Genomic DNA, 23,209 nt, shown 5'->3' on the forward strand with positions numbered 1-23,209 from the left:
ATAAATCCTAATCTGTTAATTTTTTTTAAATAGATAAACCAGAGAAATAAATATCATCTTTTTGTGAGGCTGTTGGATAGTTTATAAGGACTGCACGGTATTTTCCTTTGAATACAAAAAGACTGCCTGCCGCCGCGCCCACAACGCCACATGTATTTATTAATTTTATAATATCTTGATGGGAGCCAGCACCACCGAGGAATGTGATTGGTATATTAAGAGAAGAGCGTATTTGTTTTGCTAACTCTAAATCATACCCTTTCATTTTCCCATCATTTTCAACTGAGTTAATTACAATTTCACCGGCACCTTGCTCTTGTATGGTCTTTGCAAATAATATGGGGTCTATTTTATGTGTTTTTTTAGCATTATTAGTACAAAGCTCATATCCTTTTTGGAAAATCCCTGATTTTTTTTTGACATCTAAAACTACAACTACACTCTGTCTTCCTATTGCATCTGAAATTTTTTTGATTAAAGCAGTTTCACTGATAGCAGCTGAACTAATAGATATTTTTTCTACACCTAGATCTATAATCCGAGATGCTTGTTCTGCAGTTTTTATCCCTCCACCATAGCATAATGGCATACGACATTCTGCAGCTAATTTAGCTATTAATTCATAGTTAGGTTCTACATTATTAACACTTGCATCTATATCAATAACAATTAATTCATCAGCTTCTTTTTCGTTAAATATTTTAACGGCGTTGATTGGATCTCCAATGTATTTAGGAGATTTGAATCCTTGAGTTTTAACCAATCCATTCTTATGTATTAATAGGCAAGGGATGATTCTAGGTCTTAGCATTTTATAATTCCGAAAAATTCCTAAGTAATTGTGCTCCTGAGCTATGGCTTTTTTCAGGATGACACTGTATGCCATGAATATTTCCAGAAGATATTACACAATCGAAATCAAAGCCATATTGTGCTGTAGCAGCTGTATGTCGACGTTCTTCGCATGTAAAATAATAGGAATGAAGAAAATAGAACCGAGAAGATATATCAAAGCCTTTGAATAAAGGTTCATTTAATAATTTGATAGATACATCATTCCATCCCATATGGGGAAGTGGTAAAGAAACTGATTGAGGATTTGAAGAAAAAGAGCGAACACGTCCTGGAATCCAATTAAGGCCTTGTAATTTTCCTTCGTCGCTACTCCCCGCAAGCATTTGCATGCCTACACATATACCAAGAATAGGTATTTTCTTATTGAGTACAAGTTCTTCTAGCGCAGGTCGCATTCCAGATTTGTTAAACATTTCCATTGCATGATCAAAAGCACCAACACCAGGTAAAATGAGGTGTGTTGCATCTTGTAATTCGGTTGCTGAGTGAGCTCTTCTAGCCGTTATATCAAGGCGTTTAAACATATTCATGAACGCCTGAATATTACCAACACCATAATCGACAATACGTATCATCTAAAATACCTTTTTTCTAACCCTAGTTGGCGCATTATATTGGCACCTAAACTTATCATCCAACGTTTATTTCGATAATCTCGGTAAGTTTTTTTCGGTAATTCAAATAGATCTTGTAATTCACTCACGGTTAGGTCTAATTTATGCGCAACAAATTCAAATTCTTGTTTCAAAAAATGTTCACCCATCTCTGGGTGAGAGATTCGTTCTAACGCTTCTTCACGGGTCATTTGTCCAGTTAAAATTAAACTGGAAAAGTGAGCTCGACGTTTATGATAGCCAAATCGGCGGGGTAGCCAGTAATCCTCATAAAACCGGGTAAAGCGTGATTCATGGTGTTTATGTTTAAATCGTTGCCAGCCAAAATGTTGTTCAAGCTCATCTTCGGCTTGTTTTTTGGTAAAGGGAACTAGATTCAGTGGATGATGTACCTTCATTCCCAGTATTTTTTGGTAAAATACTTTATAAACTAGAATATCTGTCAGAGGAAAAGATTCTAGCGGTTTCTTCCCGAATTGACGATGAATATCGTTAAATAACCAAGTATCGATTCCTAGATAACCACCCCATTCTTCCGGTTCACGACAACATTCGGTGGAAAAATTAGAGCCAGTAATAATATGTTTAATGCCATGTTGACGAGCAAACTTGTATAAACCAGAGAAAAAGGCTGCATCCTGTACCAAATCCTGATCGGGAATTCCGGAGCGTAGGAATGCAACTTGGAGATCTTTCATTTCTTCCCAGTTAACTACTTCTGTATAGAGTTCTAGTCCAAGTCCTTCAATAAGTTTTTCTATATTCCCAACTGCTTGATCTGTGTTCCAGCCAGCATCTACATGAAATAAAAGAGGTCTTAGTCCCATTTTTTCTTTAGCTATATAAGCAGCATATGAGCTATCTAATCCTCCTGAAAGACCAATAATACAATCAAAATCTTTACCTTTACCATCGGCCTTAATTTTTTCAGCCATAGACATAAGTATCTCATGACCTTTTTCATCAGTATGCCAGTTAGGTAAAATTGTTGATTCATAATTACTACAATAATCACAATGACCTTTTTCATTAAAAGTGATATTTGGATCTGATGTATCCATTATACAATTGGAACATATTTTATAAGACATTTTCTATTAAATCCTATACTCTTTAAATTTTAATGAAGTTAATTACTACTTTTATAGGGGATATTTCTAACGATATAACCTTGCTGCGAGAACTCGGTAGTCCAGTAATTTTCTTGCTATTTCATATGAATTAATTTCCATGTTTTCTAATATACTTGGCTCATATGATATTTTATTTATTATTTTTAGCAATTCTTGTTCTGTTTCTGCAAAAAAACCATTTTTATTGATGTAAGGTTTATGGCTTGGATAAGGGTATACAATTATAGGTAGACCACAACATAAAGCAACTTGAAGAGTTGCGGATTGTGTTCCTGGTTGTACATAGCAATCTGCCGCACACAATAATTTAGTTAATGTATCGCCATCAACCCAACCTAAATATTTTATTCGCTTATCACAGTTAATTAGAGGTAGTAAATTTGCTTCTTCAGTTTCTGGGATACTTCCTGCAATAATAAGGCGTAATCGAGAATCAGTGTTTCTTGAAAATGCGCGTAATAGTTCTATAGTTCGTTTTTCTGATTCAAGTTTCCCTGTATGTATCAAAACAATATCTTCATTATTTAAATCATAACATCTTCGAATATTATCCTTCCAAATTTTTTTTTGTTTAGGCCCAATTATATAACCACCTAAAGGATAGAATTCTATTTCATCCTCTCGTAGTTTATAGTGAGTTTTTAAGAAATCAGCTGTTTCAAGAGAAATATATAGAATCTTGTCTATTCGTTTACGAACTAATGATAATATACTACGAGTTACTAATTTATATTGCACCCATCTTGAAAGCCAATGAATACCTGAGTTGTGTGAGTCTTCATGTGAATCTACATAAAGTTTTATATATTTGTTTGAACGCTTGTAGTTTCCCACTGTTATTAAACTTGTACCTACCAACCCGTGATACAATATAATGTCGGGTTTTAAGGTGCGGATTGTTGCTTTTAATTTTGGGGTTATTCTTAGTTTATATGTCAAAAAATAAGGCCATAAACGCACCAGAGGTAAACGAATTAATCTGATACCAGAATCTAATACATAGTCACAAGGTTCAGTTTGTACTATTTTTCCATTTTTATATGTTGAGCAATCAGCAATTATACAAACTTCATGTCCATCTAAAACGTTTTGCAAAGGTAGTAAATTATCTTGATAGGTCATTCCTTCTGTATAATTAGATGCCAGACAAATATGTATAATCTTCATAAATTTTCCTTATTTGACTCTAATAAAATAGCATGGACATTTTTTAGATGATGCTTTAGTCGATATTTTATTTTTGCTGTCCGCATATTTATTACTGAAAATTTATGTAAAAGCTCTCTTTGGCACACAAGTTTCGTAATTGCATTAGCTATTGAATCAGGAGCGCATTTTTCTATAGCCAAGCCATTTAGATCTGGTTCAAATATATCAAATATTCCACTATGATCAGTTGTCAATACAGTGCAACCTGCTGCATATGCTTCCAATATACTAATTGGTTGTCCTTCATAAGGATAATAAGTAGGCAGACAAAATACATGGGCATTATGTAGTAAATTTCTCTTTTTCTCTCCACCAACTATCCCATGATATTTAGCACATGGTATTTCTTCAATTTGTTTTATAAAAAATTGTTCTTCTTCAAAAGATTCAAAACCACCAGCAAAATCTATATTAATTTTTTTTAAAATATGTTCGGGCAATATTTTTATCGCGTTTATTAAATCATCATGTCCTTTTCCTGGTAATAAATTACTCAAAAAGAGTATATTAATAGTATTAGTGTTTTTTAATTTTCTTTGTAAAGAAGAAAATTTAATAAAAACATCTTCTGGAGAAAAATTCTTAACAATATGAATGTTTTTTTCATAAACTATGTTTGAGTATATAGTAGTAAGTCTTTCTCCAAGAACAATAACACCAGCCATTTTTTTAAGGAAAAAAGAATTTATTTTTTTTATTATAGGATGTTCATTTGAAAGTAATTTTTTCATACCTGCACCACCATGCATATGGATATAAGTATGTGGTAAATATTTGTAAATAGTTATATATATTAAAATATCTTTTACATTACCAGCAAGAGATTCGGATGGGGTAAAATATATTAATGTTGTATTTTTCTTATATTTGTATATATACCACAATATCTTACATATTTCTATAATACGAACAAAAGAGCTTTTTCCAGATGAAAATGACTGTTTGCTTAAGTTTACTAACTTGACTATTTTTCCTTTACTAACAAGATCATCATATAGTGCTTTACTTGCTACTGATTGCCCTGTTGTCGGTGGAGGAAGTGGTGCTATAAATAGAACTTTATGAGATGACATATATACTCGCCAATTATATTTTGATGTTAAATAAAGTATGAATAACTTCACTAAAACAGTGATATACCTTGCGCCACATCTTGTATAGTAGGGACTGATAGAAAATTATCGTAGATCCATGAAATGATATCACTGTCCCGACTAAGCTTGCATTATTTTTTGGAACCTTAATATTTGATTTTTTATTTGTCCTAATTATTTGAAAATTTCTATTTTAGAGGCTCATTTCTTTGCTATTGTATTAAATGTGAATCCATTTTTACTAAAATCATCACTTCAAATTATTATATTTGAATCTGTTTGATAATAATAACCCTAAAATAACCCATACCCCCCCTCCACTGAGTAATGAGGTTGTTAATGGAGCATTTATTATTGTTATCCAAAAACCAGTCATCCATAAAGCAATAAATCTTGGATTTGTTTTATATGATACTGAATTTATTATCCATAATAATAATAATATAAAAAATGTTATTACTAATATTCCCCAAGAACCTAAAGCAGCTATTCCATCACTAGCCCAAAAACTTGCATTAAAGTTAGCATCATACGAACCAGAGTAATTTATCCCAATCATTTGTCCCAGTGAATATTTACCATACGGATATGATTTAGTAATGGCGTCAATAAAATTGATATGAGTGTAAAAAGTCAGACTATGTTCTACGAAATATTCATAATAGGTTGTTAATGTCCATCCAGGAGTAGCTAAAGTTCTCATAAAAAAAATAGCTTTTATCATTTCTAGATTGGGTATGTTAATTAAAATTAAAGCAGCTATAGTTGAAATCATAATTATCGATAATTTAATAAAGAAATCTCCTTTATTATTATAAAGGACGCTCATAGCGATGATAAAAAAAGGCATTAAAAGGGTACTTTTAGAACCATTTGCCATGTATACTAATAACGCAAGGGAAAAAGCAAAAAATAAAGCTGTTTTACTTTTATTCAAAATACCAACGGTAGTATAGTATGGGATAAAGCAGATGGAAAGCCACATTATTAAATAGCCTGAAATTACACCGCGTGAAGAATCTCTAGACTCAAATCTTAGAATATACACATCAGAAAAATTAACCAATCTCATATGAGAATGATTTTCCGATAAAAGAACTATGACTGCTATTATTGTTAATAAAAATAGAATTATTTGAGCTGCTTTATGCAGAGAGTTATTTTTTTTATATGAAGGAAATTTTTTTTTTGTAAAGTACATTTTATTGCTTTTTTTTATATTATATCCCGACACGATAAAGATTGCATACATACTTATAGAAAGGAAAACCATAACTAAAAGAAGGGAGGGTATTGTTTTTCTCCACATAAATAACATGGTTAATTGAGCAGGAGCGTAGCAAAATATATATAATAAAACCGCTCCATAATTAGATGGTGTTATAGATTTTTTATAAGCTAAAATAGGTAATATGGCTAAAATATAGCCAATAAAATAAAGGATTGGTGTTCGATGAAAGTAAAAATGATACGCATATTCAAAAGCTGGATTTATATATTTTATATATGCCCAGTGGTATAGTGATAAATACATTACGGTTAAAATAATATAAAGTATTTTATTTTTTTTTACTTTGTTTATTCTCATATTTAGTATAAATAATATCGTAGTGATTGTTATTATAATTTATATCTGTCATTAATTAAAGTAATATGTCTGATAAAAATCATAATTCCTATTGTAATTATAGTATTTGCTATTGAGTAACCCAAAATTATTTTTTCTAACTTTAGATTAAGAAGACATAATAAAATAAGAGTAATATTAGGTATTAAACCTAGCGCAATTTGAGAAAGTAAGCCATAGAATTGTTTTTCAAGTACCACAAATAAAGACTGAAGTGGCTGTAATGAAATTGTAGACCACGCCATTAAAGCTAAAGGTGAGACTAAATTACTAGCGGGTTCAAAATTTGAACCTAATATTAATATAAGAACTTCGTCACCTATTGCATTTGAAAGAAAAATAAAAGGTATCCCAATAATTAGACTAAATTTTATAAGTTTATTTACTATAGGTAATAGCTTATCTTTATTATGATGTCGCTTGAATAACTCTGCTCGTAGTGCTTCACTAACTGCGTTGCCGAGTATAATACCTGGTGTTTGAAGAAATCTTAAAGCTAATGAATAAAAACCTACTTCTGCCTGTGTGCGTAATAGTCCAAGAATGAATATTGGTGCACTGGTTGACAACGATGACAGCAAAAAAGTAGGTAACATAAATGTTGGAAATGCTTTATTTTTTTTTATAATGTCTAGCATTAGACTCGGTGTTTGTATAATATTAATTCCTCCGAATATTTCATTTCTATTACCTCGAGGAATTAGCATAAAAAAGGTAGCTGCAGTTATACCAAAAAAAACTCCCATAACTAAAGATTCAGTATTATTCAATTCAGAATATGCTAAGCTTAAAGTTAAGGCAATATTTATAATTGAGCTTAACAATAGGCTTAATGAATATCGAGAGTAATTCATTTTCCGTGCCGACCACTGTTGGGTTAGGTTATGAATAACTATAGAAATGACACAAAATGGCAATAACAAATAATAAAAAGGAAACCACTTTATTTCTAAAGTTATAAAAACAAACATAGTTATTATTAATAAAACAGAGAAGATAATAGAGAAAATAAAAGTTATTGCACTGAGAGAAATCGCTTGTGAACTATTTCGTTGAGCAGGAATAGATAATTCATATCTTAATGTGCTAATTCCGGCAAGTATAGTATATGATGTCATAAAAATAGCTAATCCACCAAGCGCTTCTGGACTATACAACCTCGTTAACATTGGAGTTATTATAAACAATAAAAATTGACTCGCTAAAGTTCCTGAGGCAAGTTGAGTGATATTTTTTCTTAGGGATTGCATATTGTTTGCTTATTTTTAAATATATTGAATTAGTGATTTTTAAATAAGTTTAATTTTTCTTTTATTGTTGCAATGCATATTGGTAATATTTCAAATTTTTGTTTGTTTTCCTTTCTGCATTTACTACAAATTAGGATATATTAAATATATTATTTTAAATCTCATTATTAGATAATAGATATTATATACGCAATTAACTTGAAGATGCAGATTTTAAAATCTGGAAGTTATCAGTCAGCTGGGTAATGAGTTCATTTGTTTTTTCTGGCAACGTGACATGAAAAAAATTATGGAGTGTTTCACGGAATGTTTTTGCATCTGGGAAATAAATATTGTTTCGTACCTGCTCGTTCGCATATTTCCACAATCGGGTTGAGGTTCGGACTGTAAGGCGGCAGATAATGCAACTCAATATTCAGAACTTCAGCAAAAAATTAAACTAATTCAGAACGATGATAACCCGCGCAATCCAGAATAATGTGAATTTTTTGAGAAAGGGGTAACTTTCCCTGATTGAGCCGAAAAAAAGGACGACATTTTTCACATTAATGGTCGAATATTCACAAATAATCGTGTCTTCAATCCGTTGTAAATTAAGGGCACCCATGATGTTAAGCCGAATACGACCGCCCGTGTTTTCAACCACTTTGACATGCGTTCTCCCGCCCTTCATCCAGCCATAACTTAATTTTGTGAACTGGGTAGGATGCACGGCATCAATAAACAAAATAGGTTCATTTTGACCACATTCTTCTTTTAGCGCGTTGTAGGCTTCAATAAACTGTTACTGTTTATCTGCATCAAATTTATGGGGCATGCCCATGGGCTTCTTGTAGCGGAATCCCTGACGGTGAAGCCATTTTGTCATTCCGGCCACCGTGAAAGTTACCTGCCAACGCGCCTGCACATACACGACAATTTGCGCGGTAGTGTGCCCGTGTTCGGGAACTGTATAACGAAAGCCGTGGAGCGATAGGGTATGAATGTGCCGCCCAGTTACTGATGACAGCGGGAGATAATCCAGAACGTTTCCACTCAGAAGCTGGCTTTGCTGCTTTATGCGGAGTGAGTCCGGTACCTGTGTCTTCAGGGAAAAATCAGCGGCACCGGCTCAACCGTGGCGGTGATCGTGCTGCCAACAGTGCACTGCATATCATTGCTATTGGCAGGCTGCGAACGGATCCCCGAACTCAGGAATATGTCGCAAAGCGTATGGCAGAAGGTCACTCCAAACTGGAGGCAATACGCTGTTTGAAACGTTATATCTTGAGGGAAGTCTTTACCCTGCTGTGTAACCGAAATCGTCAAATCAACAGTATACAAATAATGACTTGACACTTAGAAGGGCATCCAAGGCAGCCAATACAGCAGCAAGAAATTTCGCCGCTTACTGTGGCGAAATAAGATTATCCAAAGTATGAGCCGCAGGGGCTGCTGCTATGATAATTCCCCGATGGAACGGATATTCCGAAGTCTGAAAACCGAATGGATCCCACCAGAAGGTTATCTGGATATCCATGAGGCGATAAGAGATATCACGAAATATCTGGGCGGATATGACAACGACGTCCGTCCCCATAGTTTCACTGGCGGTCTTTCTCCCGTTGAATAAGAAAAGCAGTGGGAAGAGGCTAAAATTGTGTCCGGAAATGCTTGACCGCTACAGATAGGATTATGGGGTTTATGCGGGGCAACAGAGGGGACTATTTTCTGCCTGAGCTCATCAGAAATGAACCATTGTGCTATCGATTTCTTATTCATGAATAAACATCCCCTCAATTAAAGAAAGCTGATTATAATATAAAATATCTCCTATTGGGATAGGCTCTAAATCTAATTGATTATATTCTTTAGATTTTCAATAAATATATCATGAGGTATAGCGAAATTTCCTGTAACCGTTTGGCCATAGATTACATTTTTTGTCACTATCGAGCCGAGAGATATCCTTGATTTATCTTCAACCATCAGTCTACTGCTAATAACCGAAGCAGGACCTATAAAAGTGTTATTTCCAATTTTAACATGCCCCATTACCTTTGCTCCAGCGCATATGATATTATCACTGCCAATATTAACTCCATGGGCAATGTATACTTGTGCATCTAATTTAGAGTTAGCCCCTATAATAGTATTTCTATAGCTAAATCCCCTACTTAATGTAGAGTTTGCTCCAATTTCTACATTATTCTCTATTAATAAAAACCCATCATGCTTTGGACTAAATATTCCATGAATAGTTCTTTGATGCTGAAAGCTATCAAGACCTATTACACTACCTGAACGAATAATTACATTGTCTTTAATTATTACTCCAGGATGAATTGTAACATTAGGCTCTATTATGACATTCTTCCCTATATTTACATCACAATCAGATATATATATATTGTTATATAGTATGTCGCTCTCTATTACAGATTTATTTTTATGACCTATTTTTTTTCCAAAATAGTCTACTAGTGAAAAAAAAGCAAAGTTAGGATCTTCATGTATTATTTTTGTAATTCTAGGATCTATTTTTATTGCTGATTCTGATTTGCAGATTACGCCATGTATATTTTTATTGTTATTTAACACATTGATATAACTATCATTTTTTATATAACTTAGCAAAAATTCTCTGTGATTAGAATATACATCGCCTATGCCATTAAATGAAGGAATATCTATTTTTATATTAAAAAGATCATTAATTAAATCTGAGGTTATCAAGTTTTCAATTTTTTTCATGATTATTTTTGAGAATAAATTTATTATGATATGTTTTTGTTTAGAATATCTCGTGGCTCTTATTATTTATTTTACATCTAGTTATATTTAAGATACTGCATTTTCTAATTTAGACTAAATCGCATTTCAAAATGATAGGAGTAAACCTTGTCCCGCGTGCCGCGCGGGACAAGGGATCACCATCTGGAAATACTCTCACTATTATGAAAAGGCATTTAGTAAATTACATTTATGTATGTTTATTTTAAATAAGTTCAATATGAATATCATTTATAACCAATAAAATAGATAGATATTTTCATATATCTCCAAATTTATTAGATGGTAAAAAAGATAAAATCATTATAAGTAAGGTTTAATAACAGTTGTACATTTAATTAGTGAATATTCCTTACCCCTCTCTCCAAGAAAGGGGTAAGGAAATTATATAACATTTTGAATGATTATTTATAAGTATGAGCTAGTTATATATTTAGCTAAGATAAAGCCAACAAAATAATAGTTTGAAAGATAAAGAATATATAGATTGGAGAAAGGTACTTCTTTTCCATTTTTATAATAGTGTTAGTTATAATCTCTTAGGAGAATCATTACAATTCCTCATCGATTACGATGGGAGTTATTCATTTAAGATTTTATTACATTATTATGATTAGGAGAATATTTTCCACGAGTATCAACAATTAACTCTGCATTGTTAATTATTAAGTTATAGTCAAATTTATCGTGGTCTGTTGCTAGAATAATACAGTCGAACTCTTTTAAATTACTCTCAGTTATAGATTGACTTGTTAAGTTGAAGTGATGTTCACGCATTTTAGGGAAGACAGGAACGTGTGGATCAGAATATTCTACGAATGCCCCTAAATCCCTTAGTTTTTCCATTATATGGACTGATGGACTCTCCCTCATGTCATCAACATTTTTCTTGTATGCAATTCCTAATACAAGAATACGGCTTCCACTGATAGATTTATTGGTTTTATTCAATGCCAAGACCGTCTTAGTAACAACATAATCAGGCATTGACGAATTAACTTCACCAGAAAGTTCGATAAAGCGAGTATTTATACCATATTCTCTGGCTTTCCATGTTAAATAGAAAGGATCGATAGGTATACAATGACCACCTAGCCCTGGACCTGGGTAGTAAGGTACAAATCCAAATGGTTTTGTTGCAGCAGCCCTAATGACTTCATGTATATCAATACCCATTTTGTCTGCAACAAGCTTCATTTCATTAACTAGACCTATATTAACGGCCCTATGTATATTCTCAAGCAGCTTAGTCATTTCTGCTGCTTTTGTGGAGCTAACTGGAACAACTTGATCAATAGCTGGTTGATAAACGGCAATACCTGCTTTTAAGCAGTTTTCTGTATGTCCACCAATAACTTTTGGGATTGTTCTCGTTTCGAAATCAGGATTACCCGGATCTTCTCGTTCCGGTGAATATACGAGGAATATATCTTCACCGACTGTTAAACCATTTTCTTCTACTCTTGGTAATAGCTCTTCTTCAGTCGTACCTGGATAAGTTGTACTTTCTAGAGAAAGTATCTGACCTTGCCTCAAGAATGGTTTCACCATATCAGTTGTATTTATGACGAAACTCATATCAGGTTCTCTGTATTTATTTAATGGAGTTGGTACACAGAGGATAATTGCATCACATTCGGAAATTCTTGAAAAGTCAGTTGTTGCTTCAAAACCTGTTTCAATAGCTTTTTTAATTTTAGAGGAAGAAATATGCTCAATATAACTTAGGCCTTGACTTAACTTATCCGTTTTATTTTGATCTATATCAAAACCGATAACTTTAAAACCAATATCACTATATCGTAGCATTAAAGGTAATCCGACATACCCTAACCCAACAATAGCTATATTTGCATTTTTATTATTAAACTTACTAATTAATTGATTCAGAAATGACATGTTATAGGCCTTTGATATACCATATAAAATTAAGCTAAAAAAATGTTCTTGGATTAAGAGCATTTTTTTAGTTCATATGAGTATTGAATTGAGAAAGGTAATGAAGAAGGTACGTAATATTATTTTCTTGATTAATATTAAAACAGCATCAAAGCTACCGCACTGGGTTACGGCTCCCAGAGTGCCTGCTATATACTCAAATTTAGCTTATCCTCTTAGTTAGAAGAGGAAGATTTGTCTATCTAACAAAAATCAACATATCAATGATTTGTGTTAGGCAGCGACGAGGTTAGTCCCTCGACACCCTGAGGTCAAGTATAATAACGTTTTTTTCTTTAATTATTACATGCTGTAACTAACCAAATCTCAAGATGAAAGATGTCTACCTTCCATGACCATGCAACGGCAACCAAATCACCAACCGTAACCCACCTAAAGGGCTATCTTCTGCTTTCACCCAACCTCGATGCTGACTTATTGCCGTTTCAACAATCGCCAGTCCCAATCCAGTTCCACCGGATTCTCTATCACGTGCTTCATCTGTCCGATAAAACGGTCGGAAAATTTGTTCTCGGTCTTCAGGGCTGACTCCCGGGCCATCGTCATCAACCGTAATCGTGACACCTTGATTGTCTGACTTAAATGCAACGGCAATATGGCTGCTGGAGTATCGAAGTGCGTTACGGACGATGTTTTCCAGTGCGCTGCCGAGTGTTGTCGGGTTACAGTAAATTATCCAAGTACCGGGCGGAGAAACGATATCCAACGTTTTGTTCATCTGCTCGGCTTCAAATTTAGCGTTCTCCAGGATGTCATGCCATATATCGTAGGCTTTGATATTTTCGCGCAGTAACTCGTTCTTGTGCTGATTACGGGAAAGTACTAACAGATCGTTAATCATCCCATCTAAACGTTGGGTCTCTGTTTCGATGCGTTCGAGTTCTTTGCTTTCACCATGACGGCGGCGCAGTAAGGCTGTCGCCAATTGTAAGCGAGTCAATGGTGTGCGCAGTTCATGGGAGATATCAGAAATAAGCCGTTGCTGGGCAGTAACCATCCTTTCCAATGCGCTTATCATCTGGTTGAAGCTGCTGCCTGTCGCCAAAAATTCTTGTGGGCCGGATTCTAGTTCGGGGTGTTGCCGTAAATTTCCTTTTGCAACGTCATCTGCTGCGTTCTTTAATTTCCTAGCCGGCTTTGCCAAACTCCATGCCAACCATAATAACAGTGGAGCGCTGATTAACATGGTTGCCGCCGGCAGTAAAAAAGGCCGGTCAAACATCAAGTTAATAAAATCTGATTGTGGGCTGCCTGCTGGCCTCACTAGGTAGAGTTGATAGTGGTCTTCACCATCTCGAATGGAAAAAGGCCCAAGTATTTCAGAACGGCCATATTTTTTCTTTTTAGGGTGATCCGCATTATCAGATTGCCCGATAAAGTTACGAACCACTTGCTTCTGACGAGTCGGGGTATCGATATCAATGATACGTCCTTCGCTGGTGACAAGGAGTAAACTTTGGCCCGGGGGCGTTAATTGGGCGATAGCGCGATCCAACCGCAACCACCAGAATAGGTCGTTTGCTGGGTAGCGAATCAGTTCTTCTTCCAGTTGCTTCGCCAGTTTTTTCCCCTGTTGATATTCGCTGTCTAGAAGTGGTGTTAGTTGCCGTGAGTCCAGTTTGGGGGCCATTAAGGCCACCATCAGGACAAGTGCGAGTGTGAGCCAGAAAATTGCGAAGATGCGGGCTGTCAGGCTATTGATCATTTTGCGGAAACCATTAAGTAACCACGACCACGTAATGTTTTAAACCATGGAAGCTCGTCAGTTCGATTCGGTAATTTACGACGCAGGTTAGAAATATGCATATCAATAGCACGATCAAAAGGTGTCAAGCGTTTCCCTAAGACTTCCTGACTTAAATGTTCACGGGAAACAACCTGCCCTAAATGCTGTGCTAATAAATATAGCAAAGTGAACTCTGTTCCGGTCAGATCCAAAATCGTACCGTCAAAACTGGCTTCCTGACGTCCAGGATTGAGTTGTAGTTTATCTATCTCCAGTATCGGTGTCCCCATATCAGCTTGTTGTTCGCTCCAGTTGGAACGACGCAAAATCGCACGGATACGGGCAACCAGCTCACGATCATTAAACGGTTTAGGGAGATAGTCATCCGCTCCCAGCTCTAATCCCAAAACGCGGTCTAAATCACTTCCACGTGCCGTTAACATGATAACAGGGGTCTGATGGTATTGCCGTAGCTCTTTGAGCGTTTCAATACCGTTCTTGCGCGGCATCATGATGTCCAGCAATAACAAGTCTATTGAAGAATCTATATATTGTAAGGCCTGCTCTCCATCATGGGCGATGACAACATTGAATCCTTCCATCTCGAGCAATTCTTTTAATAGCGATGTCAGCTCGCGGTCATCATCAACTAATAAGATTTTATGCATTAATTCTTCCTCCAAGAGCAAAATACGATAACAAACTCAGCTATTCCATGACTTTACGTTCTTTTACATGCTCTGACGCTAGTTTGCAGCCGCAGGGTTATAGTTATCCGCACTGAATCGAATGCTGCTGTTCGAGAAAGCGGGGAAATTTAATGCGTAACATAGCAATATTGGCTTTAGCGTCAATGGTTGTTCTCGGACCAATAATGGCCTTAGCTGAAACTGCTGATACGGATGATGTTCCTGAGGCCATAAGTCCTTTGCCTTATTGTATGCCATATGGTCATAAAAGAGACTCTAATTATTATCAAAGTGATGAACATAACTACAACTATAGTTATATCTTTGGTGGAATAATATTAACTGAACAACAGCGTCAACAGATGTGGGATTTAGTGAAAAAACAACATCTGCATGAGCAATCAATTGTTGATATGCAAGTTGAGCGTCAAAAGATGTATAAGATTTTGACCGAGAAGAATTTTGATGAAGCTGCGGTTCGATTGCAGCTTGAAAAAATAGCAGAAAAAAATATTGAATTGGGTGTAGAAATTGCACGTATCCGTAACCAGATGTACCAATTATTAACACCTGAGCAGAAAGAGCGACTACAAGAACGTTATGAAACGCACACTGCTCGGGATATAGACTGAGTTTTTGCCAGTAACTAGGCGCTCAGTAGCGTCAACAACGGTTTTCCTTGCCATAGACACCATCCCTGTCTTTCAGCCCCCTTGAGGGGCTTTTTTTTATGCAAATTGCAGCTTACTTGCATAAATTGGCTTTTTTTTATCTAATTTGGTAAATGATTCCAACTGTTCCCCTTTTCCATGAAAAAATTTGTCTTTATTGCTCCTGAATTTCATTCGATACCTCCAACCTACTCTGCCGCTGTAGAATGGTGGGTCTATAATGTTGCCAAAACGAGTCAGACTAAAAATTTAATTGTCTGCAAGGGAGAAAAAACAGAGAAACCGATAGAACAAATCAGTGAATACTCCACAATCCACAGAGTATATACTAGTGCAATTTATAAACGTTTTTTCAGAAAATGGTCTCGTTTAGATCCTTACCCTTATGCCAAAAGGGTTATGGATGTGGTCATGTGTGATCAGTGTCAGGATGACGAAAACCCTATTTTGATCATTCAAAATTCTATCCCGCTTTACAACGCAGTAAAGACGTTTTACCCAGAAAAATTGATGGCTCTTCATTTGCATAATAAACATAGAACAACTGACTTAGGGTCAGAGACAAAACTCATTACACCCAGTCATTTTTTAGCCCATTTTTTTCACTCAGAAGTAAAAATAGAAAATATCAAAGTAGTCCCTAATGGCATCGATAAGACACTATATATACAAAAAAGTGACTGGAAAAGAGAACGTTTCGGTTTAAAAAATAATGAAACCGTCATCTTATATGCTGGTCGGTTAGATCAAGGCAAAGGTGTTATTGAACTGATGGATGCCGTTACTTTACTGCATAAAAAACATAAAAATATAAAGTTGCTGATGATCGGAGATCATTCAACCACTAAAAAAGGTGAACGCGAAATTTATCGGAAAAAAGTGCTGGATAAAGCTTCAAGAATGACTGATATCTGTATCCTCGCAGGGAGTATGCTTCCGGCAGATATGCATCAGGTATATCCACTTGCTGATTTAACCGTCGTGCCTTCATTAGGGGAAGAGGCTTTTTGCATGGTTGCCTTAGAATCAATGGCATGCGGAGTCCCCGTTTTGGTCAGTCCAAGAGGTGGAATAAAGGAGTTTGTGATCCCTGAAAGGACCGGTTTTTTATTGCAAGAACCTTTGTCTCCGGAATCTATTGCCAAAGATATTTTGTCTACCTTGTTGAATAATAATTTAAACGTTATCGCTGAGAATGCCAAAGAAACGGCAATAAACCAATATGATTGGACTAATGTCAGTATGTCTCTGTCAGAAGCGTTAGCTGAGTGGTTTTAACCATTTTTAATGGGCTATCCAAAAGTGTTGAATAGCCCTCAGAGTAGTTAACTTATGCTTCAGTTTTCTGCTTTCTTTCACGCCATCTTTGCTGACACAACGCAGCCAGTAAGCCAAGATAGATACCTAAGATATTCAAATGAATACTTTCAAAATTCCCTCTGACAATAAAATACCCAACGAAAGAGATAAATAAGATTAATGCGGCCTGATTATTACCGTTATTACTTGTTATCCATTCTTGAGTAGATTGTTTCAGATACGAGAAGATTAAAAATAAAAAGGCAATTAACCCGAATATTCCAGCCGCAAACCAAACAGTCAGGAAAATATTGTGAGGACCAAGCGATGTTTTAAAGGTCCAATCAGGATAATTTTGAACGTTATCGTTATAAATTTGGTCATAGATTTTGTTACCGGCACCATGACCTTTGATTGGATTGTCTAAAATTAAAGTTAGGGCAGATCCTTGTGTCCCATTGCTATAGCGATGGCTGCTATCTGTTTGTTCCAACTTATAAGTCAAAGTAGAACCTTTCATGAGATAGTCAGATTTGATGATAAATATAGCAGAGCCAATAATAACAATGCTGGTAATTAAGGTTTTCCAATTTTTGTTCATAACAATCATTATGAAAAACATGACAAAAACTGCAAGCCAGGCACCTCTGGAAAGCGTTCCGAGTAATACAAAAAATACAGATATAATAAGCAGAGTAGTCAGCGCAAAACGAACATAATTTTTCTTGTTTTGAAAATGCCAAAGAGCGACAAGTGCGGGGAAAAAGAACACTATGCCATCTGATATATTACGGTGGTTATAGGTTGTGAATGGCATGATATTGTTCTGATAATCCTGATAAAACAGGTACATTTCTTTTAGCGTGATAAATAACAATCCAAGCAAAAATGAACCAATAATCATTTTCTGGATTTTAAGTTTATCCGTATGGCTTAATGCTAACGTAATCAGAACACTGGAGAGAACGACATCTCTAAAAAAAGGTGTTTTGAGCTCATTGAAGCTGAGCTTGGGATCAGGCGAAATAACTATCGAATAGAGATAAGTCAAAATTAATAATCCCAAAGCTAACACAATATTATTCTTCAGTGCAGCAACGCATCCTTTGGGATTTTTAATAAGCATATAGAGTGCAGTTATTGCTATCAAAGCAAAAAATAAGTTCTTATAGCGTGTGATACCCGTTACGTAGACAAGTGCGATGTAACCACCGACACAAAATGTACTCCAAGATAAGTAATTTTTAACGGTTTCTTTAAACATAACCATACCAGACTGGAAAGAGGATTTCTGGTTGGTATTTTGTATTATTTTAGTAAAGCAGGCACGAACAAAAATGCAATTTTACTAATTCTGAAGCATTTTTATCTCATTCTGTGAAACTCAAAGAAAAATTCTCTCTCCAATCAAAAAGTTACTTCCATTTACCAGTCATCCCTAACCTATTGTTATATTGAATAATTTTCATTACCTTATACTCTATTATTATGTTAATTAAAAAATTTTATCATTATCATTCACATAAAAAGGGATAAGGATACCCAATATGAATAACCCCCATAAAATGGACCTATTGGCAAAAGGCATGGGTGCCACGCTATCAGGTTTATGTCGTCTTTTAACTGGTGTACAGGCGCGATGGATTGGCTGTGAGCCATCCACTGCAAGTCGAATTTATTATGCCAATCACTCCAGCCATCTTGATGGATTGGTGATTTGGTCTGTGCTTCCACCTACATTGCGTCACCAAGTTCATCCTGTAGCAGCCCGTGATTATTGGGATAAAACCAAGTTACGTTGTTACCTCGTTAATAACGTATTCCGTGCAGTATTCGTTGATCGTAGCGGAGAAATTAAGTGAGGGCGAAAACAAGGAAGCTTTCCTGCTACGGGCTTTGTCTGCATTAGAGGAGTTGATGTTATGACGAAGATTGATCATGACTTGATGCTGTTGCTAGGCGGTGTATTTGGAATATTAGTTATCGCCAGTGTCATCGGTGGAATTTTGACCCTCTGGTATTCAGGGGAAAAGCGCAATGCCACAATTGATAATCTGAATGCCCGAATCCGTGGCTGGTGGATGATATGCATCATCAGTGTGGTAGCCATTATTGTTGGTACTATGGGATTAGTTATTTTGTTCGCGGTAATGTCATTTTTTTCCTTGCGCGAATTTATCACGTTAACACCGACTCGCCGTGGTGATCATGAAGCCTTGTTTTGGTGTTTCTTTATTTTCATGCCCATGCAGTATGTTTTGGTTGGCGTACAATGGTACGGATTATTCTCAGTATTTATTCCCGTATATGTATTCCTGTTCCTGCCAGCCCGTACTGCCTTGGTTGGGGATACTACGCACTTTTTGGAACGAACCGCCAAAATCCAATGGGGGATGCTGGTCACGGTGTTTGCCATCAGCCATGCGCCGGCTCTGCTCATGTTAGATATTCCAGAGTATAAAGAACAAAATATCAAATTATTGCTGTTCCTGATGATTGTGGTGCAGATGTCTGATGTTTTGCAGTATATATTCGGGAAATTATTTGGTAAGCGTCCGATTGTGCCGAAATTAAGTCCCCATAAAACGGTTGAGGGATTCGTTGGGGGGATTGCAGCCTCGGTGCTGTTGGGAATATCGTTGTTTTGGGTAACTCCTTTTTCCCCTTGGGAAGCGGGTTTGATGTCGTTGGCAATCACTCTGATGGGATTTATCGGCGGATTGTGTATGTCAGCAATTAAACGAGACAGCAGTGTGAAAGATTTTGGTGGAATTATTGAAGGACACGGCGGGATGCTGGATAGAATTGACTCACTTTGCTTCGCAGCCCCTATATTTTTCCACTTAACGCGCTACTTTTATACCTGAGACTGACTAAATAACCAAAGGGCTATAGTCGATGAGTATAAATTATGGGCGATGGGTCAGTACCGCTGCGTTAGCAGCAACAGTGCTGGCCAGTGTGTTATTGATCGTAAAAATTTTTTCATGGTGGCTGACAGGCTCAGTGAGCTTATTAGCAGCGCTGGTGGATTCTTTGGTAGATCTGGCTGCATCTCTGACCAATTTTTTTGCTGTGCGTTATTCAATTCAACCTGCTGATAAAGAGCATACGTTTGGGCATGGTAAGGCCGAATCACTAGCAGTCCTGGCTCAAAGTATGTTTATCTCCGGTTCAGCGATTTTTCTGTTTTTGACAGGCCTTCAGCATTTATTTTCCCCCAAGCCTTTAGAACATGCGGTAATAGGTATCTGGGTGATCGTCATTGCCCTGATTACAACGTTATGTTTGGTAACATTCCAGAAATGGGTGATCAATAAAACTCAAAGTCAGGCCATTCGCGCGGATATGTTGCATTATAAATCCGATCTATTGATGAATGGGGCAATTTTGGTCGCGCTACTTTTGAGCCTGTATGGATTTAAACGTGCAGATGCACTGTTTGCTTTGGGGATTGGGAGCTATATCCTCTATAGTGCGTTAAGAATGGGATATGATGCTGTACAGTCTTTGCTTGATCGCGCTTTGCCGGATGAAGAGCGGCAAGAGATTATCGAGATTATACAAAATTATCCTGGCATATCAGGTGGACATAATCTCCGAACCCGTCAATCAGGCCCAACTCGTTTTATCCAGTTCCATCTGGAGATAGATGATAATCTGCCATTGGTACAGGCCCATGCTTTGGCTGAAGGCATTGAAAATAAATTGCGGAAAAGGTTTCCGGGTGCCGATATTATTATTCACCAAGATCCTTGTTCCCTTGTACCTGAAGAACATAAAAACCGTTGGGATTGATGGTGAATTTACCCATAATCAAAAGATCATCAAAAAATAGACATAATCTTAATGCAGGCTGAGTATTTTTCCGTATCATAGGTACTATTGAATCAATTCAGCTAATAAAGTGACTATCAGGTTTCGTAAAATCGCTGTAAGTCTTCCTACACAAGCAGTCGTCAGCAGATTGGCAAATACTTTACCGACAAATAATATATCTACAAGTCAGAGGTCATCATGATCAACAAGATTAAAAGAATCGGAGTCTTAACGAGTGGCGGGGATGCCCCTGGCATGAACGCCGCTATTCGTGGTGTTGTTCGTGCCGCTTTAACCGAAGGGTTAGAAGTTTACGGCATTTATGATGGCTATCTGGGGTTGTATGAAAACCGCATGAAGAAGCTCGACCGCTTTAGTGTTTCTGACATGATTAATCGTGGTGGCACATTTTTGGGTTCAGCCCGTTTTCCTGAATTCAGGGATGATAAGGTTCGGGAAATTGCCATTGAAAATATGCGCAAAAATGATATTGATGCGCTGGTGGTAATTGGGGGTGATGGTTCTTATTTAGGTGCGAAAAAACTGACTGAAGCGGGCTTCCCTTGCATCGGTTTACCGGGAACGATTGATAATGATGTCGCAGGCACGGATTACACCATTGGTTATTTCACGGCGCTGGAAACGGTAGTTGAAGCAATCGACCGCCTGCGTGATACCTCTACTTCCCACAAACGTATCTCGATTGTTGAGGTTATGGGGCGTTATTGCGGTGATTTGACCTTATCGGCGGCAATTGCGGGTGGATGTGAGTTTATTGTGCTACCTGAAGGTGAAACACCATTCGATAGAGAAGAACTGCTGGCTGAAATTAAGGTTGGGATTCAAAAAGGCAAGCGTCACGCGATTGTAGCCATTACTGAGCATGTTTGTGATGTTGCAGAGTTGGCGAAATATATTGAAGCAGAAACCCGCCATGAAACCCGGGCAACGGTATTGGGGCATATCCAGCGTGGTGGTGCACCGGTCGCCTATGACCGTATTCTTGCTTCCCGCATGGGTGCTTATTCAGTGCAGTTACTGCTGGAAGGGCACGGAAGCCGGTGTGTTGGTATTCAAAACGAGAAACTTGTTCATCACGATATCATTGACGCGGTTCAAAATATGCAGCGTATCTTCAAGAAAGACTGGCTGGATACAGCGAAAAAACTCTACTAATCCTTTCATCAGCTTTCTTATTAATCTGCAAAATTCATCTTCTGAGGCAGCCACATAATGTGGCTGTCTTATTTCTCATATCCCCCTATCGCCTTTCAAGATGCAGCATTGTTGGCTACGCTGCATCTTGAAATAAATCGTGCATATTCTTCTTACGTATAAGAAGAAATTTTAAATTATTTCAGTGTCATAACGCTTTCTGTCAGTTTTTATGGTGAAAAATGATAATAGCTTAGGGGAGCATGTCACCGTGATCATGAACACAGGAGTTATAAAGTTAAATATAAGAAGATATTACTCATCGGCGGTATTTTTGCTGACGTTGGCGATTGTGACGGGCAATTCATGGGCGAAAGAGGTTCAACTTTTGAATGTATCCTATGATCCGACCCGTGAATTATACCAGCAGTATGATGAAGCATTCAGCAAATACTGGCATCAAAAAACCGGAGATGATGTAAAGATCCGCCAATCACACGGTGGCTCAGGTAAACAAGCAACTTCGGTTATCAATGGCCTTCAAGCGGATGTGGTGACTTTAGCACTGGCATATGATGTAGACGCCATTGCAGAAAGTGGGCGCATTGATAAAAATTGGCTTAAACGTCTGCCAGATAATTCAGCACCTTATACATCAACCATAGTTTTTTTAGTGAGGAAAGGAAATCCCAAACAGATAAAAGATTGGTCAGATTTAATTCGCCCTGATGTTTCCGTCGTTACACCGAATCCCAAAACCTCCGGTGGCGCACGTTGGAATTATTTGGCCGCTTGGGGATATGGGTTAGAGCATAACAATCAGAATCAAGATAAAGCCAAAGAGTTCATAAAAACACTTTATAAAAATGTTGAAGTGCTGGATTCTGGTGCCCGTGGTGCGACAAATACCTTTGTGGAGCGCGGAATTGGTGATGTGCTGATTGCGTGGGAAAACGAAGCACTGCTGGCGAACAATGCCTTGGGAAAAAGTAAATTTGAAATTGTTACACCAAGCATTTCTATTCTGGCAGAGCCTACCGTTGCTGTTGTCGACAAAGTAGTTGATAAGCGGGGAACACGTGAATTGGCAACAGAATATCTGAAATATCTTTATTCCCCGACCGGACAGGAAATTGCAGTCAAAAACTATTATCGTCCTCGCGATAAAGCCATCGCCGAAAAATACCGTGCTGTTTTTCCTGAACTGAAACTTTTTACGATTGATGAAGTTTTTGGTGGCTGGGGTAAAGCGCAGAAGGAACATTTTGCTACAGGCGGAATTTTTGATGAAATTATCCGTCGCTAATCAGAGAATTGCTTAATAAATCATTGGTGGG

22 protein-coding genes and 3 pseudogenes are annotated in these 23,209 nt (G+C 36.8%); 9 read left to right on the forward strand and 16 right to left on the reverse strand.

Translation table 11 applies throughout. The features are described 5' to 3' along the window. Nucleotides 1–25: 25 nt before the first annotated feature. From AC5JQI_RS18850 to AC5JQI_RS18895, 10 genes are all read right to left on the reverse strand, one after another. Entirely contained in the window at nucleotides 26–886 is an 861-nt protein-coding gene (locus tag AC5JQI_RS18850) for an AglZ/HisF2 family acetamidino modification protein (RefSeq protein ID WP_493913247.1), read from the reverse strand. Then, nucleotides 813–1,430, reverse strand: a complete 618-nt coding sequence (gene hisH, locus AC5JQI_RS18855; protein ID WP_493913248.1) for an imidazole glycerol phosphate synthase subunit HisH — start codon at nucleotides 1,428–1,430, stop codon at nucleotides 813–815. The genes AC5JQI_RS18850 and hisH overlap by 74 nt, the downstream gene beginning before the upstream one ends. Continuing rightward, nucleotides 1,427–2,560 (reverse strand): N-acetyl sugar amidotransferase, encoded by a 1,134-nt coding sequence (locus tag AC5JQI_RS18860; protein WP_493913249.1) that lies wholly within the window; start codon nucleotides 2,558–2,560, stop codon nucleotides 1,427–1,429. Before AC5JQI_RS18860 ends, hisH begins: the two co-directional genes overlap by 4 nt. Nucleotides 2,561–2,626: 66 nt before the next feature. Beyond that, nucleotides 2,627–3,769 (reverse strand): glycosyltransferase family 4 protein, encoded by a 1,143-nt coding sequence (locus AC5JQI_RS18865; protein WP_493913250.1) that lies wholly within the window; start codon nucleotides 3,767–3,769, stop codon nucleotides 2,627–2,629. Continuing rightward, complete coding sequence (locus AC5JQI_RS18870; RefSeq protein WP_493913251.1) at nucleotides 3,766–4,884, reverse strand: glycosyltransferase family 4 protein; 1,119 nt, start codon at nucleotides 4,882–4,884, stop codon at nucleotides 3,766–3,768. The genes AC5JQI_RS18865 and AC5JQI_RS18870 overlap by 4 nt, the downstream gene beginning before the upstream one ends. 271 nt (nucleotides 4,885–5,155) lie before the next feature. Continuing rightward, the gene (locus AC5JQI_RS18875; RefSeq protein WP_493913252.1) at nucleotides 5,156–6,493 is read right to left on the reverse strand and encodes a hypothetical protein; all 1,338 of its coding nucleotides are present in this window, start codon (nucleotides 6,491–6,493) and stop codon (nucleotides 5,156–5,158) included. 32 nt (nucleotides 6,494–6,525) lie between these two features. After that, nucleotides 6,526–7,782, reverse strand: a complete 1,257-nt coding sequence (locus AC5JQI_RS18880; RefSeq protein WP_493913253.1) for a lipopolysaccharide biosynthesis protein — start codon at nucleotides 7,780–7,782, stop codon at nucleotides 6,526–6,528. A 299-nt stretch (nucleotides 7,783–8,081) separates the two neighbouring features. Further along, on the reverse strand, nucleotides 8,082–8,189 hold the full coding sequence (locus AC5JQI_RS18885) for a hypothetical protein (RefSeq protein ID WP_493913254.1): 108 nt from the start codon (nucleotides 8,187–8,189) through the stop codon (nucleotides 8,082–8,084). A gap of 32 nt (nucleotides 8,190–8,221) precedes the next feature. Beyond that, complete coding sequence (locus tag AC5JQI_RS18890; RefSeq protein WP_493913255.1) at nucleotides 8,222–8,509, reverse strand: transposase; 288 nt, start codon at nucleotides 8,507–8,509, stop codon at nucleotides 8,222–8,224. 57 nt (nucleotides 8,510–8,566) lie between these two features. Beyond that, nucleotides 8,567–8,842 (reverse strand): helix-turn-helix domain-containing protein, encoded by a 276-nt coding sequence (locus AC5JQI_RS18895; protein WP_493914734.1) that lies wholly within the window; start codon nucleotides 8,840–8,842, stop codon nucleotides 8,567–8,569. Here AC5JQI_RS18895 and AC5JQI_RS18900 point away from each other — a divergent pair. Then, nucleotides 8,746–9,117: pseudogene (locus AC5JQI_RS18900) on the forward strand (transposase); the annotation flags it as partial. The gene AC5JQI_RS18895 and the pseudogene AC5JQI_RS18900 overlap by 97 nt on opposite strands. 16 nt (nucleotides 9,118–9,133) lie before the next feature. Next, nucleotides 9,134–9,394: pseudogene (locus AC5JQI_RS18905) on the forward strand (integrase core domain-containing protein); the annotation flags it as partial. Between the two features lie 53 nt (nucleotides 9,395–9,447). Here the strand turns inward: AC5JQI_RS18905 and AC5JQI_RS18910 are convergent. The 5 genes and pseudogenes from AC5JQI_RS18910 to cpxR all read right to left on the reverse strand — a co-directional run. Beyond that, nucleotides 9,448–9,543, reverse strand: a pseudogene (locus AC5JQI_RS18910) (IS5/IS1182 family transposase); the annotation flags it as partial. A gap of 72 nt (nucleotides 9,544–9,615) precedes the next feature. Further along, a complete protein-coding gene (locus AC5JQI_RS18915) occupies nucleotides 9,616–10,515 on the reverse strand; it encodes a DapH/DapD/GlmU-related protein (RefSeq protein WP_493913256.1) in 900 nt (299 codons plus the stop codon). A gap of 627 nt (nucleotides 10,516–11,142) precedes the next feature. Continuing rightward, entirely contained in the window at nucleotides 11,143–12,453 is a 1,311-nt protein-coding gene (locus AC5JQI_RS18920) for a nucleotide sugar dehydrogenase (protein WP_493913257.1), read from the reverse strand. A 382-nt stretch (nucleotides 12,454–12,835) separates the two neighbouring features. Further along, nucleotides 12,836–14,218, reverse strand: a complete 1,383-nt coding sequence (gene cpxA / locus AC5JQI_RS18925) for an envelope stress sensor histidine kinase CpxA (RefSeq protein WP_493913258.1) — start codon at nucleotides 14,216–14,218, stop codon at nucleotides 12,836–12,838. After that, a complete protein-coding gene (gene cpxR, locus AC5JQI_RS18930; RefSeq protein WP_237387773.1) occupies nucleotides 14,215–14,907 on the reverse strand; it encodes an envelope stress response regulator transcription factor CpxR in 693 nt (230 codons plus the stop codon). Before cpxR ends, cpxA begins: the two co-directional genes overlap by 4 nt. A gap of 152 nt (nucleotides 14,908–15,059) precedes the next feature. Here cpxR and AC5JQI_RS18935 point away from each other — a divergent pair, with 152 nt between their 5' ends. Next, entirely contained in the window at nucleotides 15,060–15,560 is a 501-nt protein-coding gene (locus AC5JQI_RS18935) for a Spy/CpxP family protein refolding chaperone (protein ID WP_493913259.1), read from the forward strand. Between the two features lie 177 nt (nucleotides 15,561–15,737). Continuing rightward, the gene (locus tag AC5JQI_RS18940) at nucleotides 15,738–16,877 is read left to right on the forward strand and encodes a glycosyltransferase (protein ID WP_493913260.1); all 1,140 of its coding nucleotides are present in this window, start codon (nucleotides 15,738–15,740) and stop codon (nucleotides 16,875–16,877) included. A gap of 52 nt (nucleotides 16,878–16,929) precedes the next feature. Here AC5JQI_RS18940 and rfaL read toward each other — a convergent pair whose 3' ends face one another. Then, complete coding sequence (rfaL, locus tag AC5JQI_RS18945; RefSeq protein WP_493913261.1) at nucleotides 16,930–18,162, reverse strand: O-antigen ligase RfaL; 1,233 nt, start codon at nucleotides 18,160–18,162, stop codon at nucleotides 16,930–16,932. A 283-nt stretch (nucleotides 18,163–18,445) separates the two neighbouring features. On the opposite strand from rfaL, the gene AC5JQI_RS18950 reads away from it, so the two are divergent. The 5 genes from AC5JQI_RS18950 (at nucleotide 18,446) to AC5JQI_RS18970 (ending at nucleotide 23,178) form a co-directional block, all read left to right on the forward strand. Further along, nucleotides 18,446–18,760 (forward strand): hypothetical protein, encoded by a 315-nt coding sequence (locus AC5JQI_RS18950; RefSeq protein WP_493913262.1) that lies wholly within the window; start codon nucleotides 18,446–18,448, stop codon nucleotides 18,758–18,760. Between the two features lie 60 nt (nucleotides 18,761–18,820). Further along, on the forward strand, nucleotides 18,821–19,765 hold the full coding sequence (locus tag AC5JQI_RS18955; protein ID WP_493913263.1) for a phosphatidate cytidylyltransferase: 945 nt from the start codon (nucleotides 18,821–18,823) through the stop codon (nucleotides 19,763–19,765). A gap of 31 nt (nucleotides 19,766–19,796) precedes the next feature. Continuing rightward, on the forward strand, nucleotides 19,797–20,696 hold the full coding sequence (gene fieF / locus AC5JQI_RS18960) for a CDF family cation-efflux transporter FieF (protein ID WP_493913264.1): 900 nt from the start codon (nucleotides 19,797–19,799) through the stop codon (nucleotides 20,694–20,696). A gap of 219 nt (nucleotides 20,697–20,915) precedes the next feature. Continuing rightward, nucleotides 20,916–21,893 carry a 6-phosphofructokinase gene (pfkA, locus tag AC5JQI_RS18965; RefSeq protein WP_493913265.1) on the forward strand — a complete coding sequence of 326 codons (978 nt, stop codon included), beginning with the start codon at nucleotides 20,916–20,918 and terminating at the stop codon, nucleotides 21,891–21,893. Between the two features lie 211 nt (nucleotides 21,894–22,104). Beyond that, a complete protein-coding gene (locus tag AC5JQI_RS18970; RefSeq protein ID WP_493913266.1) occupies nucleotides 22,105–23,178 on the forward strand; it encodes a sulfate ABC transporter substrate-binding protein in 1,074 nt (357 codons plus the stop codon). Nucleotides 23,179–23,209: the final 31 nt, after the last annotated feature.

This window comes from Xenorhabdus sp. XBWT, assembly GCF_059072735.1.